The organism is Methylobacter psychrophilus, assembly GCF_025583945.1.
GTDB classification, from domain to species: Bacteria; Pseudomonadota; Gammaproteobacteria; order Methylococcales; family Methylomonadaceae; genus Methylobacter_C; species Methylobacter_C psychrophilus.
This window is the reverse complement of the sequence record NZ_JAOEGU010000002.1, coordinates 68,377-84,806: the sequence shown is the minus strand read 5'-3', so window position 1 is coordinate 84,806 and position 16,430 is coordinate 68,377. Positions and strand designations below refer to the sequence as shown.

Annotated in this window: 18 protein-coding genes; 10 read left to right on the top strand and 8 right to left on the bottom strand. The window is 42.7% G+C overall.

Annotated features, from left to right (window positions below; translation table 11 throughout):
* The first annotated feature begins 57 nt into the window (after nucleotides 1-57).
* The 7 genes from N7974_RS01455 to N7974_RS01425 all read left to right on the top strand — a co-directional run bounded on the left by N7974_RS01455 (nucleotide 58) and on the right by N7974_RS01425 (nucleotide 6,348).
* Nucleotides 58-1,275 carry an NAD(P)/FAD-dependent oxidoreductase gene (locus N7974_RS01455; protein ID WP_262963935.1) on the top strand — a complete coding sequence of 406 codons (1,218 nt, stop codon included), beginning with the start codon at nucleotides 58-60 and terminating at the stop codon, nucleotides 1,273-1,275.
* On the top strand, nucleotides 1,260-1,985 hold the full coding sequence (locus N7974_RS01450; RefSeq protein ID WP_262963934.1) for a DUF3261 domain-containing protein: 726 nt from the start codon (nucleotides 1,260-1,262) through the stop codon (nucleotides 1,983-1,985). The genes N7974_RS01455 and N7974_RS01450 overlap by 16 nt, the downstream gene beginning before the upstream one ends.
* Nucleotides 1,966-3,138, top strand: coding sequence for a beta-ketoacyl-[acyl-carrier-protein] synthase family protein (locus N7974_RS01445; RefSeq protein ID WP_262963933.1), 1,173 nt, complete (start codon nucleotides 1,966-1,968; stop codon nucleotides 3,136-3,138). The genes N7974_RS01450 and N7974_RS01445 overlap by 20 nt, the downstream gene beginning before the upstream one ends.
* A 197-nt stretch (nucleotides 3,139-3,335) precedes the next feature.
* Complete coding sequence (locus tag N7974_RS01440) at nucleotides 3,336-3,779, top strand: hotdog family protein (RefSeq protein WP_262963932.1); 444 nt, start codon at nucleotides 3,336-3,338, stop codon at nucleotides 3,777-3,779.
* On the top strand, nucleotides 3,776-4,501 hold the full coding sequence (gene fabG, locus N7974_RS01435) for a 3-oxoacyl-ACP reductase FabG (protein WP_262963931.1): 726 nt from the start codon (nucleotides 3,776-3,778) through the stop codon (nucleotides 4,499-4,501). The genes N7974_RS01440 and fabG overlap by 4 nt, the downstream gene beginning before the upstream one ends.
* Nucleotides 4,495-5,724 (top strand): beta-ketoacyl-ACP synthase, encoded by a 1,230-nt coding sequence (locus tag N7974_RS01430; RefSeq protein ID WP_262963930.1) that lies wholly within the window; start codon nucleotides 4,495-4,497, stop codon nucleotides 5,722-5,724. Before fabG ends, N7974_RS01430 begins: the two co-directional genes overlap by 7 nt.
* Before the next feature lie 285 nt (nucleotides 5,725-6,009).
* A complete protein-coding gene (locus N7974_RS01425) occupies nucleotides 6,010-6,348 on the top strand; it encodes a c-type cytochrome (protein WP_262963929.1) in 339 nt (112 codons plus the stop codon).
* A gap of 102 nt (nucleotides 6,349-6,450) precedes the next feature.
* On the opposite strand, the gene N7974_RS01420 is transcribed toward N7974_RS01425, so the two are convergent.
* From N7974_RS01420 to mobB, 5 genes are all read right to left on the bottom strand, one after another.
* A complete protein-coding gene (locus tag N7974_RS01420; RefSeq protein ID WP_262963928.1) occupies nucleotides 6,451-7,029 on the bottom strand; it encodes a hypothetical protein in 579 nt (192 codons plus the stop codon).
* Between the two features lie 229 nt (nucleotides 7,030-7,258).
* Nucleotides 7,259-8,473 carry an argininosuccinate synthase gene (locus N7974_RS01415; protein WP_262963927.1) on the bottom strand — a complete coding sequence of 405 codons (1,215 nt, stop codon included), beginning with the start codon at nucleotides 8,471-8,473 and terminating at the stop codon, nucleotides 7,259-7,261.
* Nucleotides 8,474-8,799: 326 nt separating this feature from the next.
* Nucleotides 8,800-9,810, bottom strand: coding sequence for an isocitrate/isopropylmalate dehydrogenase family protein (locus N7974_RS01410; RefSeq protein WP_262963926.1), 1,011 nt, complete (start codon nucleotides 9,808-9,810; stop codon nucleotides 8,800-8,802).
* 349 nt (nucleotides 9,811-10,159) lie between these two features.
* On the bottom strand, nucleotides 10,160-11,410 hold the full coding sequence (gene moeA, locus N7974_RS01405; RefSeq protein ID WP_262963925.1) for a molybdopterin molybdotransferase MoeA: 1,251 nt from the start codon (nucleotides 11,408-11,410) through the stop codon (nucleotides 10,160-10,162).
* Nucleotides 11,407-11,931 (bottom strand): molybdopterin-guanine dinucleotide biosynthesis protein B, encoded by a 525-nt coding sequence (mobB, locus tag N7974_RS01400; RefSeq protein WP_262963924.1) that lies wholly within the window; start codon nucleotides 11,929-11,931, stop codon nucleotides 11,407-11,409. Before mobB ends, moeA begins: the two co-directional genes overlap by 4 nt.
* A gap of 84 nt (nucleotides 11,932-12,015) precedes the next feature.
* Here mobB and N7974_RS01395 point away from each other — a divergent pair, with 84 nt between their 5' ends.
* The 3 genes from N7974_RS01395 (at nucleotide 12,016) to rpoS (ending at nucleotide 14,581) form a co-directional block, all read left to right on the top strand.
* Nucleotides 12,016-12,513, top strand: coding sequence for a DnaJ domain-containing protein (locus N7974_RS01395; RefSeq protein ID WP_262963923.1), 498 nt, complete (start codon nucleotides 12,016-12,018; stop codon nucleotides 12,511-12,513).
* A 99-nt stretch (nucleotides 12,514-12,612) separates the two neighbouring features.
* Nucleotides 12,613-13,317, top strand: coding sequence for a peptidoglycan DD-metalloendopeptidase family protein (locus N7974_RS01390; protein ID WP_262963922.1), 705 nt, complete (start codon nucleotides 12,613-12,615; stop codon nucleotides 13,315-13,317).
* A 277-nt stretch (nucleotides 13,318-13,594) separates the two neighbouring features.
* Nucleotides 13,595-14,581 (top strand): RNA polymerase sigma factor RpoS, encoded by a 987-nt coding sequence (rpoS, locus tag N7974_RS01385; protein ID WP_262963921.1) that lies wholly within the window; start codon nucleotides 13,595-13,597, stop codon nucleotides 14,579-14,581.
* Here rpoS and N7974_RS01380 read toward each other — a convergent pair.
* Genes N7974_RS01380 through N7974_RS01370 form a run of 3 tightly spaced genes read right to left on the bottom strand, consistent with a single transcriptional unit; the run spans nucleotide 14,574 to nucleotide 16,425 of the window.
* Nucleotides 14,574-15,440, bottom strand: a complete 867-nt coding sequence (locus N7974_RS01380) for a carbon-nitrogen hydrolase family protein (protein WP_262963920.1) — start codon at nucleotides 15,438-15,440, stop codon at nucleotides 14,574-14,576. The two genes, rpoS and N7974_RS01380, sit on opposite strands and share 8 nt — an antisense overlap.
* Entirely contained in the window at nucleotides 15,430-16,029 is a 600-nt protein-coding gene (locus N7974_RS01375) for a GNAT family N-acetyltransferase (RefSeq protein ID WP_262963919.1), read from the bottom strand. The genes N7974_RS01380 and N7974_RS01375 overlap by 11 nt, the downstream gene beginning before the upstream one ends.
* Before the next feature lie 9 nt (nucleotides 16,030-16,038).
* Nucleotides 16,039-16,425, bottom strand: coding sequence for a VanZ family protein (locus N7974_RS01370; RefSeq protein WP_262963918.1), 387 nt, complete (start codon nucleotides 16,423-16,425; stop codon nucleotides 16,039-16,041).
* Nucleotides 16,426-16,430 lie beyond the last annotated feature (5 nt).

Here is a 16,430-nt window from a genome sequence, read left to right as displayed (position 1 = left end):
TGGCCCTGTTTTTAGTATGCTCTTAAGCAGGCCACAACAATAAACGGAACCAGTCAAATGTGTAAAGTTATTATCATCGGCGCAGGGCCTTCGGGCAGTATCGCCGGAGCATTATTACATAACAGCGGCCATCAGGTCACCATTCTCGAGCGTCAGCAATTTCCACGCTTCAGCATAGGCGAAAGCCTGCTGCCGCAATGCATGGAATTCATCCAGCAGGCTGGTATGATGGATGCCGTTGTTAATGCCGGTTTTCAGTTTAAAAATGGTGCATTCTTTGCTTACAAAGACCAGCACACGGAGTTTAATTTTGAAGACAAATTTACCGCTGGTATTGGCACTACATTCCAGGTTCAACGTGGCCGATTTGATGAAATACTTGCCAATGAAGCCGTTCGAATGGGCGTTGATATACGCTGGCAGACAGAGGTAACTGCCGTTGATTTTTCAGGCGACAAACCAAAACTTGACGTACGTGATTTATCTGGTGAGGTAACAACCTATGAGACTGATTTTGTCCTCGATGCCAGTGGTTTCGGACGTATATTGCCGCGTTTGCTGGATCTGGAATCGCCATCCGGTTTTCCGGTCAGAAAAGCCTTGTTTGGGCATATTGAAGATCGTATTGATGATGCGCAGTTTGACAGAAACAAGATACGGATTACCGTTCATCCCGCGCATAAAGATGTTTGGCTATGGTTAATTCCATTCAGCAATGGCCGCAGCAGTGTTGGTGTTGTCGCACAAGCTGATTTTTATCAGTCATGGGATTGTAACGATACTGCCCTGCAAGACATCATCAACCAGGATGAAAGCTTGCGTGCATTACTAAAAAATGCCGTATTTGATGAAAAGATCAATACTATTACCGGCTATGCAGCTAATGTAAAAAGTTTGTATGGTAAAGGCTACGCCCTGCTTGGCAATGCCGGTGAATTTCTGGATCCGGTATTTTCATCCGGTGTAACGATTGCAATGAAATCAGCAAGTCTGGCGGCGGCTGTTCTGGATAGACAATTTAAACAGGAAGCCGTGGACTGGAACACCGACTATGCCATCCCGTTGCAACGCGGTGTTGATACTTTTCGGGTGTTTGTCGATGCCTGGTACGACGGGCGTTTTCAGGATGTGATTTTTCACCAAAAACAGCAACCAAAAATCAAAACGATGATTTGTTCAATACTCGCAGGCTATGCTTGGGATGACGCTAATCCTTATGTAAAAAACGCCCGTTCCAGACTGGATACACTGGTCGAGTTATGCCGCGCGAATTAAAAAGCCGTTTAAAAACGACTACCACTATCCATAAAGGCATTACGCAAGAACTCAAAAAATTCATGGGCTTTATAGTCACTTGGTTTTTTCGCATTTTCACACCGCCTTTATTTCGAATAAAGTTTGATTGGATTCGTGACATTTTTAAACAACTGCCAATAGCTTTAATAATCCTGGCCTGCCTAAGCAGTTGTGCATTATTAACCCATCCAGAAGAGTCTGAATCAGCTAAATCAATACCCATGGCATCACCTATAAGCCCTGCCAGGCGTGTTATGCAACAAATAACGGCATCCTGGCCAGGTCGGCAGGAAACACTAATTTGCGTACTGGAGCTTGATAGTAAACACGTTGCGATAGCGGGATTAAGTAACGAAGGCCTCAGCCTGTTCAATTTAAACTATGACGGCAAATCGTTAACGCTGAATAAAAGCCCGCTATTGCCGGATAGTTTTTCCCCCGAACTTATCATCAAAGATCTGCAACTGGTTTACTGGCCACAGGCCGAATTACAAAAAATATTGCCTCGCTATTGGCGCCTGGAAGCTGATAGCCAACATCGGCGCTTGTATTACCACAATGAACTACGCGTTGACGTTGATTATTTACAGCCTCACAGCCTATGGGCTAAAGAAGTGAAGGTAACCAACCATCACTACAACTACTATTTGCACATTAAAACGGTTAATTATGAGTCTTTACCTGAATGATTTAGGCTTGTTATGCGCGGCCGGAAATTCCAGGCCCGAAGTCTTAAAACGCTTGTTGGCCGGCGATCGTTCCGGCTTAATCGCAACAGATGCCTTCGGACCTGCAACCATCGTCGGACAGTGCACAGATGAACTGCCTGAAATAGATCCCCAATACTCTATTTATCAGTGCAGGAATAACCAGTTGTTACTGGCGGCGTTAAACCAGATCAGAGCGACCGTAGACAAGGTGACAGCTAAATTTGGTTCCAACCGCATCGGTATTGTACTGGGCACAAGCACATCCGGCGTCAGAAGCACTGAACTGGCATTAGCTTATCTGGCTGAACACGCATCATTACCGGACAATTTCCATTATAAACAACAACAAATGGGTGCAGGTGCCGATTTCCTTGGCGCCTATTTGGGCTTGACCGGCCCCGCTTACACCATTTCCACAGCCTGTTCATCCAGCGGCAAGGCTTTTGCTTCGGCTCGTCGCCTGATTAATCTTGATTTATGCGACGCTGTCATTGTCGGTGGCGCCGATAGCTTATGTAATCTGACTATTAACGGCTTTGCCGCGCTTGAATCTCTCAGCACAGGCTACTGCAAACCGTTTGGCAAACATCGCAACGGCATTAATATCGGCGAAGCGGCAAGTCTTTTTGTCCTGAGCAAAGAACCAGGGCCGGTAGCATTACTGGGTATAGGAGCCAGTAGCGACGCCTATCATTTTTCCGCACCCGACCCGACCGGCACGGCTGTCATTACCGCTATCAAGAAGGCCTTGAACGATGCCGGAAAGCAGCCAAATGAGGTCGATTACCTTAATTTACATGGTACGGCTACCGTGTTAAACGACAGGATGGAAAGCAAAGCCGCCAATGCAATATTCGGTTCCAAAGTTGCAGCCAGTTCCAGTAAAGGCATGACCGGTCATACCTTGGGGGCGGCCGCCGCTTTGGAGTTGGGTTTTTGTTGGATGCTACTGGCTGAAAATGAACAGGGGGCATTAATTCCCAATATTAACGATGATGAGTCTGATAAGGGCTTGGCACCGCTAAATCTGGTTAAAAAAGGCGATAAGCTGGAGCGTAGTATTAATGTCTGCCAAAGCAATTCCTTCGCGTTTGGCGGCAACAATTTGTCTATTATCATCGCAAGAACATAAGACTTTACTGGTTTTTGAATACCAAAAACTACTGTACGCCAAGTATTTGTTATACTTGGCAGATCATCTACATAGGAAGTTACTAATATACCCAAACAATAACTTATTGGAAGATACCTAATCGTAACCGGGTTACTGTATAGTTATAAAATGCCCATATAAGTAGAGAAATTAATCAAATCCTGAGGAGCTTTAGCTTGATAGATTGTACTGATATTGCGGAACTTATCCCGCATAGCGGCTCCATGGTATTGTTGGATCGAATTATTGACTATGATGAATACACGCTATCGGCCGAGTTGGTTGTTCGTGATGACGGCCTGTTCGGTAACCATAAAACGGTACCGGCATGGGTAGGTATCGAATATATGGCACAAGCAGTAGCCGCTTATGGAGGCATCAAGTCGAAACAGTCAGGAGAACCAATAAAACTGGGGTTTTTACTTGGCACACGTCTTTATACCAGCAATGTCGACAGTGTTAACGTTGGCTCTACGTTGACAATACAGATAAAGAGTATTATACAAGACGAAAAACTCGGGGTTTTTGATTGTAAAATCCATGGAATCGGCATTGAAATCAGTGCAAACCTCAATGTTTATCAACCTCTCATAGAAACCAGGCAAAAAACCGGATCATGAAAAAAACAATTTTAGTCACCGGTTCCAGTCGAGGTATAGGTAAAGCTATTGCGTTATATCTGGCCAAACAGGGCTTTGATTTGGTGATCCATTACCGTAGCCAACAAGCACAAGCAGAAAATGTGATCGCCGAAATTGAACAGCTAGGACAATCAGCAAGATTATTACCATTCGATATTGCCAACCGTAGCCAATGCGCCGAACAAATCAATCAGGATATTGACATTTACGGAGCTTATTATGGCGTGGTCTGCAATGCCGGCATTACCGCCGACAATGCCTTTCCGGCACTGACCGGAGAAGAATGGGACAGTGTGATACACACCAACCTTGACAGTTTCTATAACGTATTGCAGCCGGTCATTATGCCGATGATCAGAAGGCGGCAGCCTGGGCGTATCGTCACCTTGTCGTCAGTTTCCGGTATTATTGGTAACCGTGGCCAGGTTAATTACAGCGCAGCAAAAGCAGGTATTATTGGCGCCACCAAAGCACTGGCTCTGGAACTGGCGAAACGCGAAATTACCGTCAACTGTGTAGCGCCGGGATTAATTGCAACGGACATGATTAATGAACTGCCACTGGATGAAATCAAAAAAATGATACCGGCACGCAGAATTGGTAATCCTAAAGAAGTTGCCGCCGCAGTCGCTTTTTTAATGTCAGAAGATGCCGGTTACATCACCCGACAAGTAATATCAGTCAATGGTGGTTTATGTTAAAGCGTGTGGTCGTGACCGGAATGGCCGGCCTTTCACCAATCGGCAACGACTGGCAACAAGTTGCAGCACAACTGAAAATACAGTCTAACGGCATTCAATTTATGCCGGAATGGGAAAACTATATCGGCCTTAATACCCGTTTAGGTGCACCTGTTGATTTTATCAAGCCGGCACATTATTCCAGAAAAAAAATCCGGAGCATGGGCCGTATCGCGCTAATGGCGACTTATGCGACAGAACTGGCGCTGATCGATGCCGGTTTGTTAAATGATCCTTGCCTTAATAACGGGCAAACGGGCATAGCCTATGGCAGTTGTGCAGGCAGCTTTGAGGCCTTGGCGGAATTTGGCAACATGCTGCTCAACCACACGGTCAACGGCCTTAATGCAACGTCCTATATAAGGATGATGGCCCATACAACACCCGTTAATATCGGTCTTTTTTTCGGTATTAACGGTAGGATTTACACCACATCCAGTGCCTGTACTTCAAGCAGCCAAGGTATAGGTTATGCCTACGAAGCCATTAAACATGGCTACCAGAAATTAATGGTGGCTGGTGGTGCCGAAGAACTTTCTGCCGCTGAAGCTGCCGTATTCGATACCCTGTTTGCCACCAGTATTCGTAACGATACACCGGAAAAAAGTCCAAGACCGTTTGACCGTGATCGCGATGGCTTGGTCATAGGCGAAGGTGCAGGAACGCTGATTCTTGAAGAACGCGAACATGCGCTGGCCCGTGGCGCTCATATTCATGCCGAACTAATCGGTTTCGGAACCAATTCAGACGGCCTGCATGTAACCCAGCCGGACCAACACAGCATGGAAACCGTAATAAGCCTGGCTTTGCAGGACGCTCAGCTGGATGCATCAGCTATCGGCTATATCAGTGCTCACGGCACAGCGACCGTGCATGGCGATGTTGCAGAAAGTCATGCTACGGCAGCCGTATTTGGTGCCAATACCCCCATCAGTTCGCTAAAAAGCTTTACCGGTCATACGCTGGGAGCATGCGGAGCACTGGAAGCATGGGTTGCAATCAACATGATGAATGAAGGCTGGTTTCATGCCACTGCCAATCTTGAAAACATAGATCCTGCTTGTGCACCATTGGATTATATTAAGGACAAGATTCGGCTGTTAAATTGCAAGTATGTTATGAGTAATAATTTTGCTTTTGGCGGTATAAATACGTCGTTAATTTTTAAACGGGGCAATGACTAATACCTATGTCGGCCTGATTGAATTGAATAGCAATAACAAAAAACTATTTTAAAAAAAGACAAATTATAAAATCTACTGATTAGTATTTTGAAATGCCAAAAATTATTCATAAGATACACATATTATTCTTTAAGAAAGATCGAAAATACCGTTTCAAGGAAATAAAAGATTGAATTATTCGGTTAAATTCCCTATGCTTAGTTAGATTAAATTTTAATCAAATATAATAATTTCCTGACCAAGAGATCAGCTGATCTCTTGGTTTCCACACCATCAGAGGTCACTATGAAAAAATCATTAGGTACATTAGCAGGTATCGTTTTAATCGCTTTAAGTGGATCAGCATTGGCTGACGAACAACTTGAAATTGGTCAAAAAATTTATGACCGTGCTTTTGGCCGTGGTTGCGGTACTTGCCACGATATCGCTTCAAACCCACAGTTAAGCGCCAACATTAAAGCGGGTACTTTGGACAGAGCGTCATTTGAAAAAGTTCTGAAAGAAGGCAAAGGCGGCATGCCAAAAGCTATCGAAGAAATCATGAAAAACAAAGCTGTTGTAAAAGCAGGATACGGCGAAGATCAAGCTGTTGATGCCTTATATGCTTATATCAGCAGTAAGTAATATACAGTAAAGCAATACAAAAAAGCCGCCCCGGTCGATGATTGGGGCGGCTTTTTTATGGGCGAATATAATTTCAGGGCTACCAAAGAGGATTTCCCGGCATTACTTTTTACCTAAATAATGTTTGATAGTTGCTTTATAAGGCAGGCGATAACGATTTTTAAACCAGATACCACCAACTGCCGCCAGCATCAGCCCACAAGAAGCAATGGTCAGATAAACAAGACGCTTTAACTCGGACATTTCCTGCATTAATTGCTCATTAGGAATAGTTGTCGCTTTCAGTTTTTTAACAGGCTCTGAGTAAGAGCGCAGGACTTTAATATCATTCTTTAAGTCTTCAATCGTACCCAAGGAACTGGCAACCGAGCCAAGTTGAATACTTTGTTCCAATGCTCTTAATTTACTTTCAATTGAACCACTAACCAAGCCAACAAACTGCCCTTTCAAGGTATTAACTTCAGCAGATAACACAGGATTCATTTCAGTAACAGTCACTTCAGCCTTTTTAAAACGGGTAAGGTCATTGGCAGGAAGGAAGAAAAAACCGGTGATAACAATAACGGTCATCAAGAAAAAAACCATTGCCATTAACCATCGATTCACATTCATCAAGCCTTGATGAGAAGGTATTCTTTGCAGAACCACAATATCTGATTTCGTCTCGTGTAACTTGCTCATTATTTACTTCCTCTCAAACCAGGTAACAACCAATATCCCGGCTGGATTATTATTATTTTTATAGCCTCAATGGCAATAAAACAACCATTCCGGCTACCTGAAATATGACTACATAAATTGGCACGACCAGCTTAAGCCGGGACAGATAACATCCCTTCAAGGGATGGTACCTGTAAATTCGTCCCGTTTTAAATGGATAGCCTAAAATTGCTTTTTTCTGTAGATCAAATTAACGCAAGCGTTTAGCGGCTGCTATACGCATTCTTAGCGCATTTAATTTGATAAAACCCTCGGCATCTTTTTGATTATAAGCTCCACCATCATCTTCAAAAGTGGCAATACTTTCATCAAATAAACTGTCGGTATCAGAAGCTCTGCCAACCACCACGACATTACCTTTATATAGTTTAAGTCTGACTTTACCATTCACGGTTTCTTGCGACGCATTAATCATGGTTTGTAACATAAGGCGCTCAGGACTCCACCAATAACCGTTATAGATTAATGATGCGTAACGTGGCATTAACTCATCTTTTAAATGCGCTACTTCCCTGTCCAAAGTTAATGACTCAATCGCACGATGAGCTTTTAACATGACCGTACCGGCAGGTGTCTCATAACAGCCGCGTGACTTCATGCCCACATAGCGATTTTCAACAATATCCAGGCGACCGATACCATTGTCACCTGCAATTTTGTTTAATTTTTCCAGAACCGTCGCCGGTGAACAAGCCACATCATCAATGGCAACAATATCGCCTTGTTGGTAAGTTAGTTCAATATAGGTTGCTGTATCAGGTGCAGCTTCCGGTGAAACTGTCCAGCGCCACATATCTTCTTCGGGTTCTGTCCAGGGATTTTCCAGAATACGACCTTCATAAGAGATATGTAGTAAATTGGCATCCATTGAATAAGGCGAGGTTTTGCCTTTTTTCTGCTCTACAGAAATGCCATGTTTTTCAGCATAAGCCAGCAGACTTTGTCTGGAGTTTAAATCCCATTCACGCCACGGCGCAATAACTTGTATATCAGGACGCAAGGCATAAGCACCCAACTCAAAACGCACCTGATCGTTGCCTTTACCGGTCGCGCCATGAGAAATGGCAGTAGCACCCGTTTCATTGGCGATTTCAATCAAGCGTTTGGCAATTAAAGGCCGTGCAATTGCCGTACCCAGCAAGTATTCGCCTTCATAAATGGTATTGGCACGGAACATGGGGAAAACATAATCACGTGCAAATTCTTCGCGTAAATCTTCAATAAAAATATCTTTTATACCGGCAGCCTTGGCTTTTGCGCGTGCTGGTTCAACTTCTTCGCCCTGCCCTAAATCTGCCGTAAAAGTGACAACCTCACAGGCATAAACATCCTGTAACCACTTAAGAATAACGGAAGTATCCAAACCTCCAGAATAAGCCAGTACAACTTTGTTGATTTTTGACATAACGCCTTCGTGTTCCAAGTTAAAAATGTTTCAAATTATACCTGAAAACAAGCCATCGGCAGTAGCGATGGATAACGTAACCCGGAAAATTTTTGTACTTGATAGTCAATCCGGGACTTGCAAAAAAAATAAATCGAGCAAATCTTGTTGCCTTTTTAAGCGAATAAACCCTGTGGCGAAGCCTCTCAAAGAATGATCTAATTTACGCCGCACGGCTAAATATTTTTCACACAATAGACTTTCAAGGCAAAAACAATCGATTCTTGGGATCGTCAAGACGATGACGACCCCAAGAATCTATACATTACGATTTATACTTATGGTGATTATCGCATGGCGTCCAAAATGGCATTACCCATTTCGGTCGTTCCACATTTTGATTGCGGATTAAGGTCTTGGGTAACAAACTTGCCTTCATTAACCACTTTTTCAACCGCATTTTTAATGCGTGCTGCAGCCTGGGTTTCGCCCAGATGATTCAACATCATCACGCCTGCCATAATAACGGCAATCGGATTGGCCAGATTTTTTCCGGTTATATCCGGCGCGCTTCCATGCACTGCTTCAAATAGTGCCGCGTCAGCACCAATGTTGGCACCCGGAATCAAGCCCAGTCCACCGACCAGACCGGCCGTCAAATCCGATAAAATATCACCAAACATATTAGTCGTCACAACAACATCAAACTGCTGCGGATTCATAACCATGTGCATACAAGCGGCATCAACGATTTTTTCGTCGAACTGAATATCGGGATAACGCGCCGCCGTTTCTCTGGCAATATCCAGAAACAAGCCTTGGGTATATTTTAAAATATTGGCCTTATGACAAACGGTGACTTTTTGTCGATTATTATCCCGTGCATATTTAAAAGCATAATCGATAATCCGCTCTGAAGCCACTCGGGTGACTACGGCCAGACTTTCAGCGATATCTTTTTTAGGAGTAAGATAATGCTCAAGTCCGCAATACAGGCCTTCGGTATTTTCCCTGACAATGACAATATCTACATCTTCATAACGCGTTTTTATGCCCGGCCAACTTTTAGCCGGACGGACATTCGCATACAGTTCGTATTTCTGCCGCAAAGCCACATTAATACTTCTAAACCCCGTTCCCACAACAGTCGTCAACGGCCCTTTAAAGGCCAAGCGGGTTCTGTCAAACGATGCCAGGGTTTCATCAGGTAGCGGCGTGCCAAATTTTTCAAAAGCAGCCATTCCGGCATACGCTTCTTCCCAGTGAATTTTTACGCCTGACGCATCAATAATTTTTACGGCCTCATCTATAATCGAAGGTCCGATACCATCACCCTTTATCAACGTGACATTATGCATAATTATCTCCACAGTTTAATTAATACTTTTGCCAAACGGCTAAAGTGATTGTCTATATAAAACTTAAGGTGACCTCCAAAAATAAATATACCCCGGTGATGCAGGATTTTTGTTCACAACCAGACTGCAAAAAAGCTGCGTAACAGGCTACATAACTATTTTAACAACGCAGGAAATGAATAAAAAGACCCTCACGTTGAAATCTATTTTTCGCAGGAAATCACCCAAGTAAGGAATGATCTCAAAAGCCTTAATACCGTATTAAGGCCAATCGAATCACAAAAATATTCTAACACGTTGACTCTAACATAAACGACTGATGGCAATCCTATAACCATCAATTTATCAGCTAAATAATTTCAGCATCCCGTATCAGCTCAACTTTTACTTTGTCACCTATTTCAACGCCCTTGCATTCAGTGGGTAAAACCATGTAACAGTTGGCTTGACTCATCGAACTAAGTATATTTGAACCCTGCTTTCCCGATGATGCCACAAAAAATTCACCGTATTGATCTTGGCTTAATATTCCCCGCTGGTATTCCTGTCGTCCGGGAGCCTTTTTTAGTTTTGACGTACACGTTGCTGTTAATTGCCAAGGTTTTGAAACAGACACACCGGATAACTGTTTGAGCGCCGGCACTACCAAGTGTTGAAAAGTGACAATAACCGCCACAGGATTACCGGGTAGCCCAAAAAAATGACAGCCACCTATTTTTCCGAAAGCCAAAGGTTTGCCCGGCTTTATGGCGATTTTCCAAAAATTCACTTCGCCACAACGTTCAAGTATTTCTTTCACATAATCAGCCTCACCTACCGATGCACCTCCAGTAGTAATAACCACATCATGGTTTTTTGCAGCGTCAATAAAACGCTCTTCCAGTAACTGTTTATTGTCAGCAATCACTCCCATATCCGTGACACAGTAACTGGCATCGGTTAATAACCCACTTAACGTATAACGGTTGCTGTCGTATATTTGTCCCGATGCCAATGGCAGGCCTAATGCCGTTAACTCATCTCCGGTAGAAAAAAAGGCTATCTTGACAGGCCGCTTCACGACCAATTGATCAATACCCGCTGAAGCCAATAATCCAAGATCAATCGCATTCAACTTTTTGGGAGCGGCACACAATAAACTACCCTGCTCGATATCTTCGCCGATCTCTCTGATATTTTGTCGCAAACGTGCCTTCGCTAAAAAATGTATCACTTGTCCTTTAACAAAAACCTGTTCTTGCATCACCACTGAGTCGGCTTCATCAGGCAATACTGCACCGGTAAAAATCCGGATACAGTGTCCTGCCGGTAAAGGTCCCTTAAAAGGACGACCTGCCCATGATGTTCCGGCTAAAGTCAGGGTAAAAGGTTGTTCATGGTGAGCATCCTGACTGGAAAAAGCATATCCATCCATGGCGGAATTTCTGTCATGAGGAATATTGATCGGTGAACAAACGGATTCTGATAGCACCCGCCCCAAGGCATTTTTTAAAAAAACATTTTCTGATCCTTCCACAGACTGCAAAGCCGCTTTAATTCTTGCCAAGGCCGCATCAACGGAGAGTAGAGGTTTTGGCTCCTGACTGCATAAGTCAATCATAAATGCCCCATAAATTGCTGTAAAATAAAATCGGCTATCATTTCAGGCCGATTGATGTCCAACCGGGTCAGAGTGTCCGGTATTTCCAGTACCTCATCAGAAGCAATAGCAATAATGTTTGGATCATTAGGGTAAAGCAACGACTTGTTAAGAGAAGGTCGATGCAATTCAATTTTAGGAAATTGCTCGGCTTTAAAACCTTCGACAAGAATCAGATCCAGTGCAGATTGATCAAATAATTTTAACTGGTCATCCAAGCGGGGTTCTTGTTCCGGGGTAATTTCAGTAATCATTGCACGACGATGCGTTGATACCAGCATAACAGGTGAAGCCCCTGCTTCTCGTAAGCGGAAGCTGTCTTTTCCTGGCTGATCTATTTGAAAGCTATGATGACTGTGTTTAATTAAACCGATACGCAAGCCATGCTGTTTTAAAATCGGGATTATTTGTGTCAGTAACGTCGTTTTACCCGTGCCGCTAAAAGCAGCAAAACCTAATATGGGGACATGAGCATTTTGCATGGCATTCAATTCATCAGACTGTTATCGTGGAATGCCTTATTCTAAGGTATTATTGAGAAAGGATCATTAATCCTGGAGAAAAAATTGATTCGAATTTATTTAATTCTGTTACTGGTGATCATTGCCTTTTTTGGCTTGCGTGCATTTCTAAAAGCTTCACCCTCCGTACTGGCAAAATATGCCAGAATTTCATTGTTGGGTATCATTGGTGTGGCATTACTTTATTTAACGGCAACCGGACGCTTAAATTGGCTATTTGCGTTGCTGGGTTTGGCTGTTGCTTATCTGTTCAGATTGATGCCGGCATTACTGCACTATGCACCCCAATTGCAACGGTTATGGCAAGAATTTTCCGGCTCAAAACAAAACTCATCACAACAGCAGGGTGATGCCAGTGCGAAAGGAAAAATGTCTATTGAAGAGGCTTATGAAGTCTTGGGCTTAAAACCCGGCGCATCGGAGCAAGACATCATTCTCGCTCACCGTAAGTTAATGCAAAAAATACATCCTGACCGTGGCGGCTCCGATTATTTGGCTGCGAAAATAAATTTAGCCAAAAAGATTTTATTGAAAAAAAAATAATCCATGTATTTCTGCTATTCAAAACTCCATTTTATTGTCATCCTGATAGTATTTGCTGTATTAACTGCCTGTACAACAGAAGGTTATTACGCCCCGGTAATGACTAATAACAATGAATCTTTCGAAGATAGACAAGTTTTTTTACCCGGCAATCAGCCTTTAAATAAAAGTCACTTTATTACTACCAATGCTATAAAAAAACACCAGTCAACGGCCTATCAATGGCCCACTAATTCTAGCGATTCAGGTTCCCGCCATAACTTTCAACAACCGACCCTCTGGAACAAAAAAGCACATCCAGCAACTCTATCGGCAGGATTAAAAAATACCAAAAAGAGCATTTCCACTAAAAAACAGCCCGCTAAACTCGACACTGTAAAAAAAAAGAAAGCTTCACAAAAAAAAACAATTACCTCAATCAACGATAAAAAAAATGCCACGCTAAGCTTTGGCTGGCCCATTAAAGGCAAGGTTTTAAAAAGTTTTTCTCCCTCTCATAATAAAGGCATTGATATAGCAGGCAAGCAGCAACAACCGGTAAAAGCGACTGAAGCCGGAACCGTTGTGTATGGCGGGCAAGGCCTGATTGGCTTCGGTCAATTACTGATTATCAAACACAATGCTGTTTATTTAAGCGCTTATGCCAATAATAGCCAGCTCTTGGTCAAGGAAGGACAATATATACAGAAGGGACAAATTATTGCAGAGGTGGGTAAGGCCGGAATCAAGCACTCATCTTTGCATTTTGAAATAAGAAAAAACGGCAAACCTGTAGACCCGCTAAGCCTCTTACCTCGAAAATAACACTCATGCTATTAACACCACGTCAATAAGTATAATTACTTAAGTAATAATACCTAAGTAGTTGTACCTATTGTGATGCCGGGTAATCCATGGAAAAATCATCATCAACGCAATTGATGTGTTAAATGAAGCAATAAGACCATACGCTCTAAAATATCGGCTAATTTATGCTTCGATAATGTCATCCTTAGGCTACTCTCAGGATGAAACACATCGGTTTTAAAGTGATCATGATACTTAATGCGCATTTCCTAAGCTAATCAACCAGGAAGTTAATATGATGAATGAAGCATTAGACCAAGCACACGATCAAACAGCTATTTTGTACCATGGCGATTTGTCTTTTGACGACGAAGATCTTGATGATGACGACATAGCAGACGTTATACCTAAAAAGCAAGGAACACTATCGGCTAAAACCAGTAATAACAGTGAATTTGATGCAACCCGAACCTATTTGAATGAACTTAGTCAATCCAAGCTATTGACAGCCGACCAGGAAAAAATCTATGGCACCCGAGCCCTGCAAGGAGATCAGGTTGCCCGTAAGATTATGATTGAAAGTAACCTGCGCCTGGTCGTAAAAATTTCCTACCGTTACCTGAATAAAGGCTTGCCTTTATTAGATTTGATTGAGGAAGGTAATTTGGGATTAATCCGCGCAGTTGAAAAATTCGACCCTGAAAAAGGTTTTAGATTTTCAACTTATGCAACATGGTGGATAAGACAAACTATTGAAAGGGCTATTATGGATCAGACTCGAACCATTCGTTTACCTATTCATATTGTCAAAGAAATGAATACTTACCTTAAGGCCCAGCGCCATTTGGTACAAACTCTTGAGCATGAACCCAGCGCCCAGGACATTGCTGATTATATGAATAAACCGCTGGACAAAGTTGAAAAGATGCTCAAACTTAATGATCGGGTGATTTCAGTTGATGTACCGGGAGCCCAGAATATTGAAAATCCTTTAATTGACTCCATTTCAGATACTTATGTTTTGGCACATGACGAGCAAATACAGAAAGACTGCATGAAAAAAAATATTACCCAATGTGTGCTTGAACTACCTGAAAAGCAACGTGAAGTAGTTTGCAGACGCTACGGTATTTGCGGTTATGAAGAAGCGACACTTGAGCAGGTAGCTCAAGAGTTGGATGTCACCAGAGAGCGCGTTCGGCAAATTCAAATTGAAGGCTTGAAGAAATTAAAAGAAATTTTACAAACCAACGGTTTTTCTTTTGAGTCCGTTTTTAATTAACAAAGGAGGCTTGCAACGGCCAATCCTTATAATTAAAAACCTGACCATGGTTTCGTACCATTTCGCAGTCATTGGGTGAGATCTCGCCAATCACCCATTGGACTGCGTTAAAGGTACCAACCAACAACACGCCATCATCCGGAAAGCCCTTGTCTACCGGTGTGTAAATAGCCGCTGCCCCGACATTAACGTCAACAGCTTCGGACCATAACGCATCGCCTACCAGAGAGGCTTGAACAACATAACACTGATTTTCCAGCGCCCTTGCCTGACAAGCTATTTTAACGCGATGGTAACCTGCCCGTGTATCGGTACAACTGGGTACTAAAATCAACACACATCCCGCTTCGGCCTGAGCTCTTGCCAGCAGTGGAAACTCACTATCATAACAAATATTAATGGCAATTTTCCCGTATGGGCTATCAAAACACTTTAATTCCTTGCCGCCTTTAATTAACCATTGTTCATTTTCAAAACGAGTCATCATTAATTTATCCTGATAATCAAACTGACCGTCAGGCATAAATAAATAAGCGCGGTTCCTATAAATTTCAGCATCGATACGCACCGGAAAGGTACCGGCCTGAATAATGCACTGATATTGTTGCGCTAACTGGCTAAACAACGTCATAAAATTATCATGCAATGACTGCATGGCCTCTAACTGCTGACTTAATGATGAATAAACTTTTTGGCCGAATAATGATGCCAGCTCCATACTGAAATATTCAGGGAATACTAAAATCTTTGCCTCTTGCGTCCTCGCTTCGACAACCCAGCGTTCAATTTTTTGTTGATAAGCCTCCCAATCTTCCAAAAAACTGATATTGTACTGAGCCGCTGCAATTTTAACGTTCATCTTTAAGCCAAAAAATCATCGGTTTAGCAGTTTCTTGCGTGTCATCCAAATCCTTCCAGAGATAAGTGGTATTAAGTTCCGGGTGTTTAACATAGCCACGTTTGTTCCAAAACATATCCAATGGAACATAATTTTCCGGACGGCACGGATGATCGACAGGCCTTTCTACGCAACAAAAAGTAAGCGTTTTAAAACCACCCAGATCTTTGGCATGTGCTTCTCTCTCCTCAAAAAACCGCACCCCCAAACCCAAGCCACGATAGTTTTTATTTAACACCGACTCACTACAATAAAACACTTCATCAAGCGGGTAACCCTGCTCAAGAAAAGGCTTTTTAATCGGGTCGGTTTCATATTGCATGGGGATGGCGGTCGAAGCACCTACCACTTTATCGCCATCAAATGCCAAGACAACAACGCTTTCAGGTATATCAATATAGAGTTGCAGATATTTTTTTTCATAATCATAATCCCCGTCATACAAGTAAGGAAAATCACGAAACACTTCAATTCTTAAGCGCGCAAGTTCGGAAATATAACGATGCAGCGCTGCGCCGCTGTATCTTTCAATGCGAATATCTTTGGCCATGGGGTTCTATCAAGGTAGGGGTAAAGAATATATTTTAGCCATTTTCGTAAGCTTATACAGTAATAATGTCGCCAATATTGCGCCACTGGTATCGGCAATCCAGTCAGCGCTATCCGACTCACGTCCAACAACAAATGATTGATGCCATTCATCTGATAAGCCATATAAACTGCAAAAGGCAATACTCAATAAAGCCCGTATAATAGGTGAATCAATCAAATGATTAAAACTGCGCCATGCCAACAATCCCATAATAAAATAGGCACCCGCGTGATAAAGCTTATCTTGATAGTCAAAACCAAAATCAAAAGGACTTTTAAGAGAGGATTGATCAGAAAGCCAGTAAATAAACAGGCAATAAAATAACAATAACGCGAAATCCAGAATTTTAATCATGCATC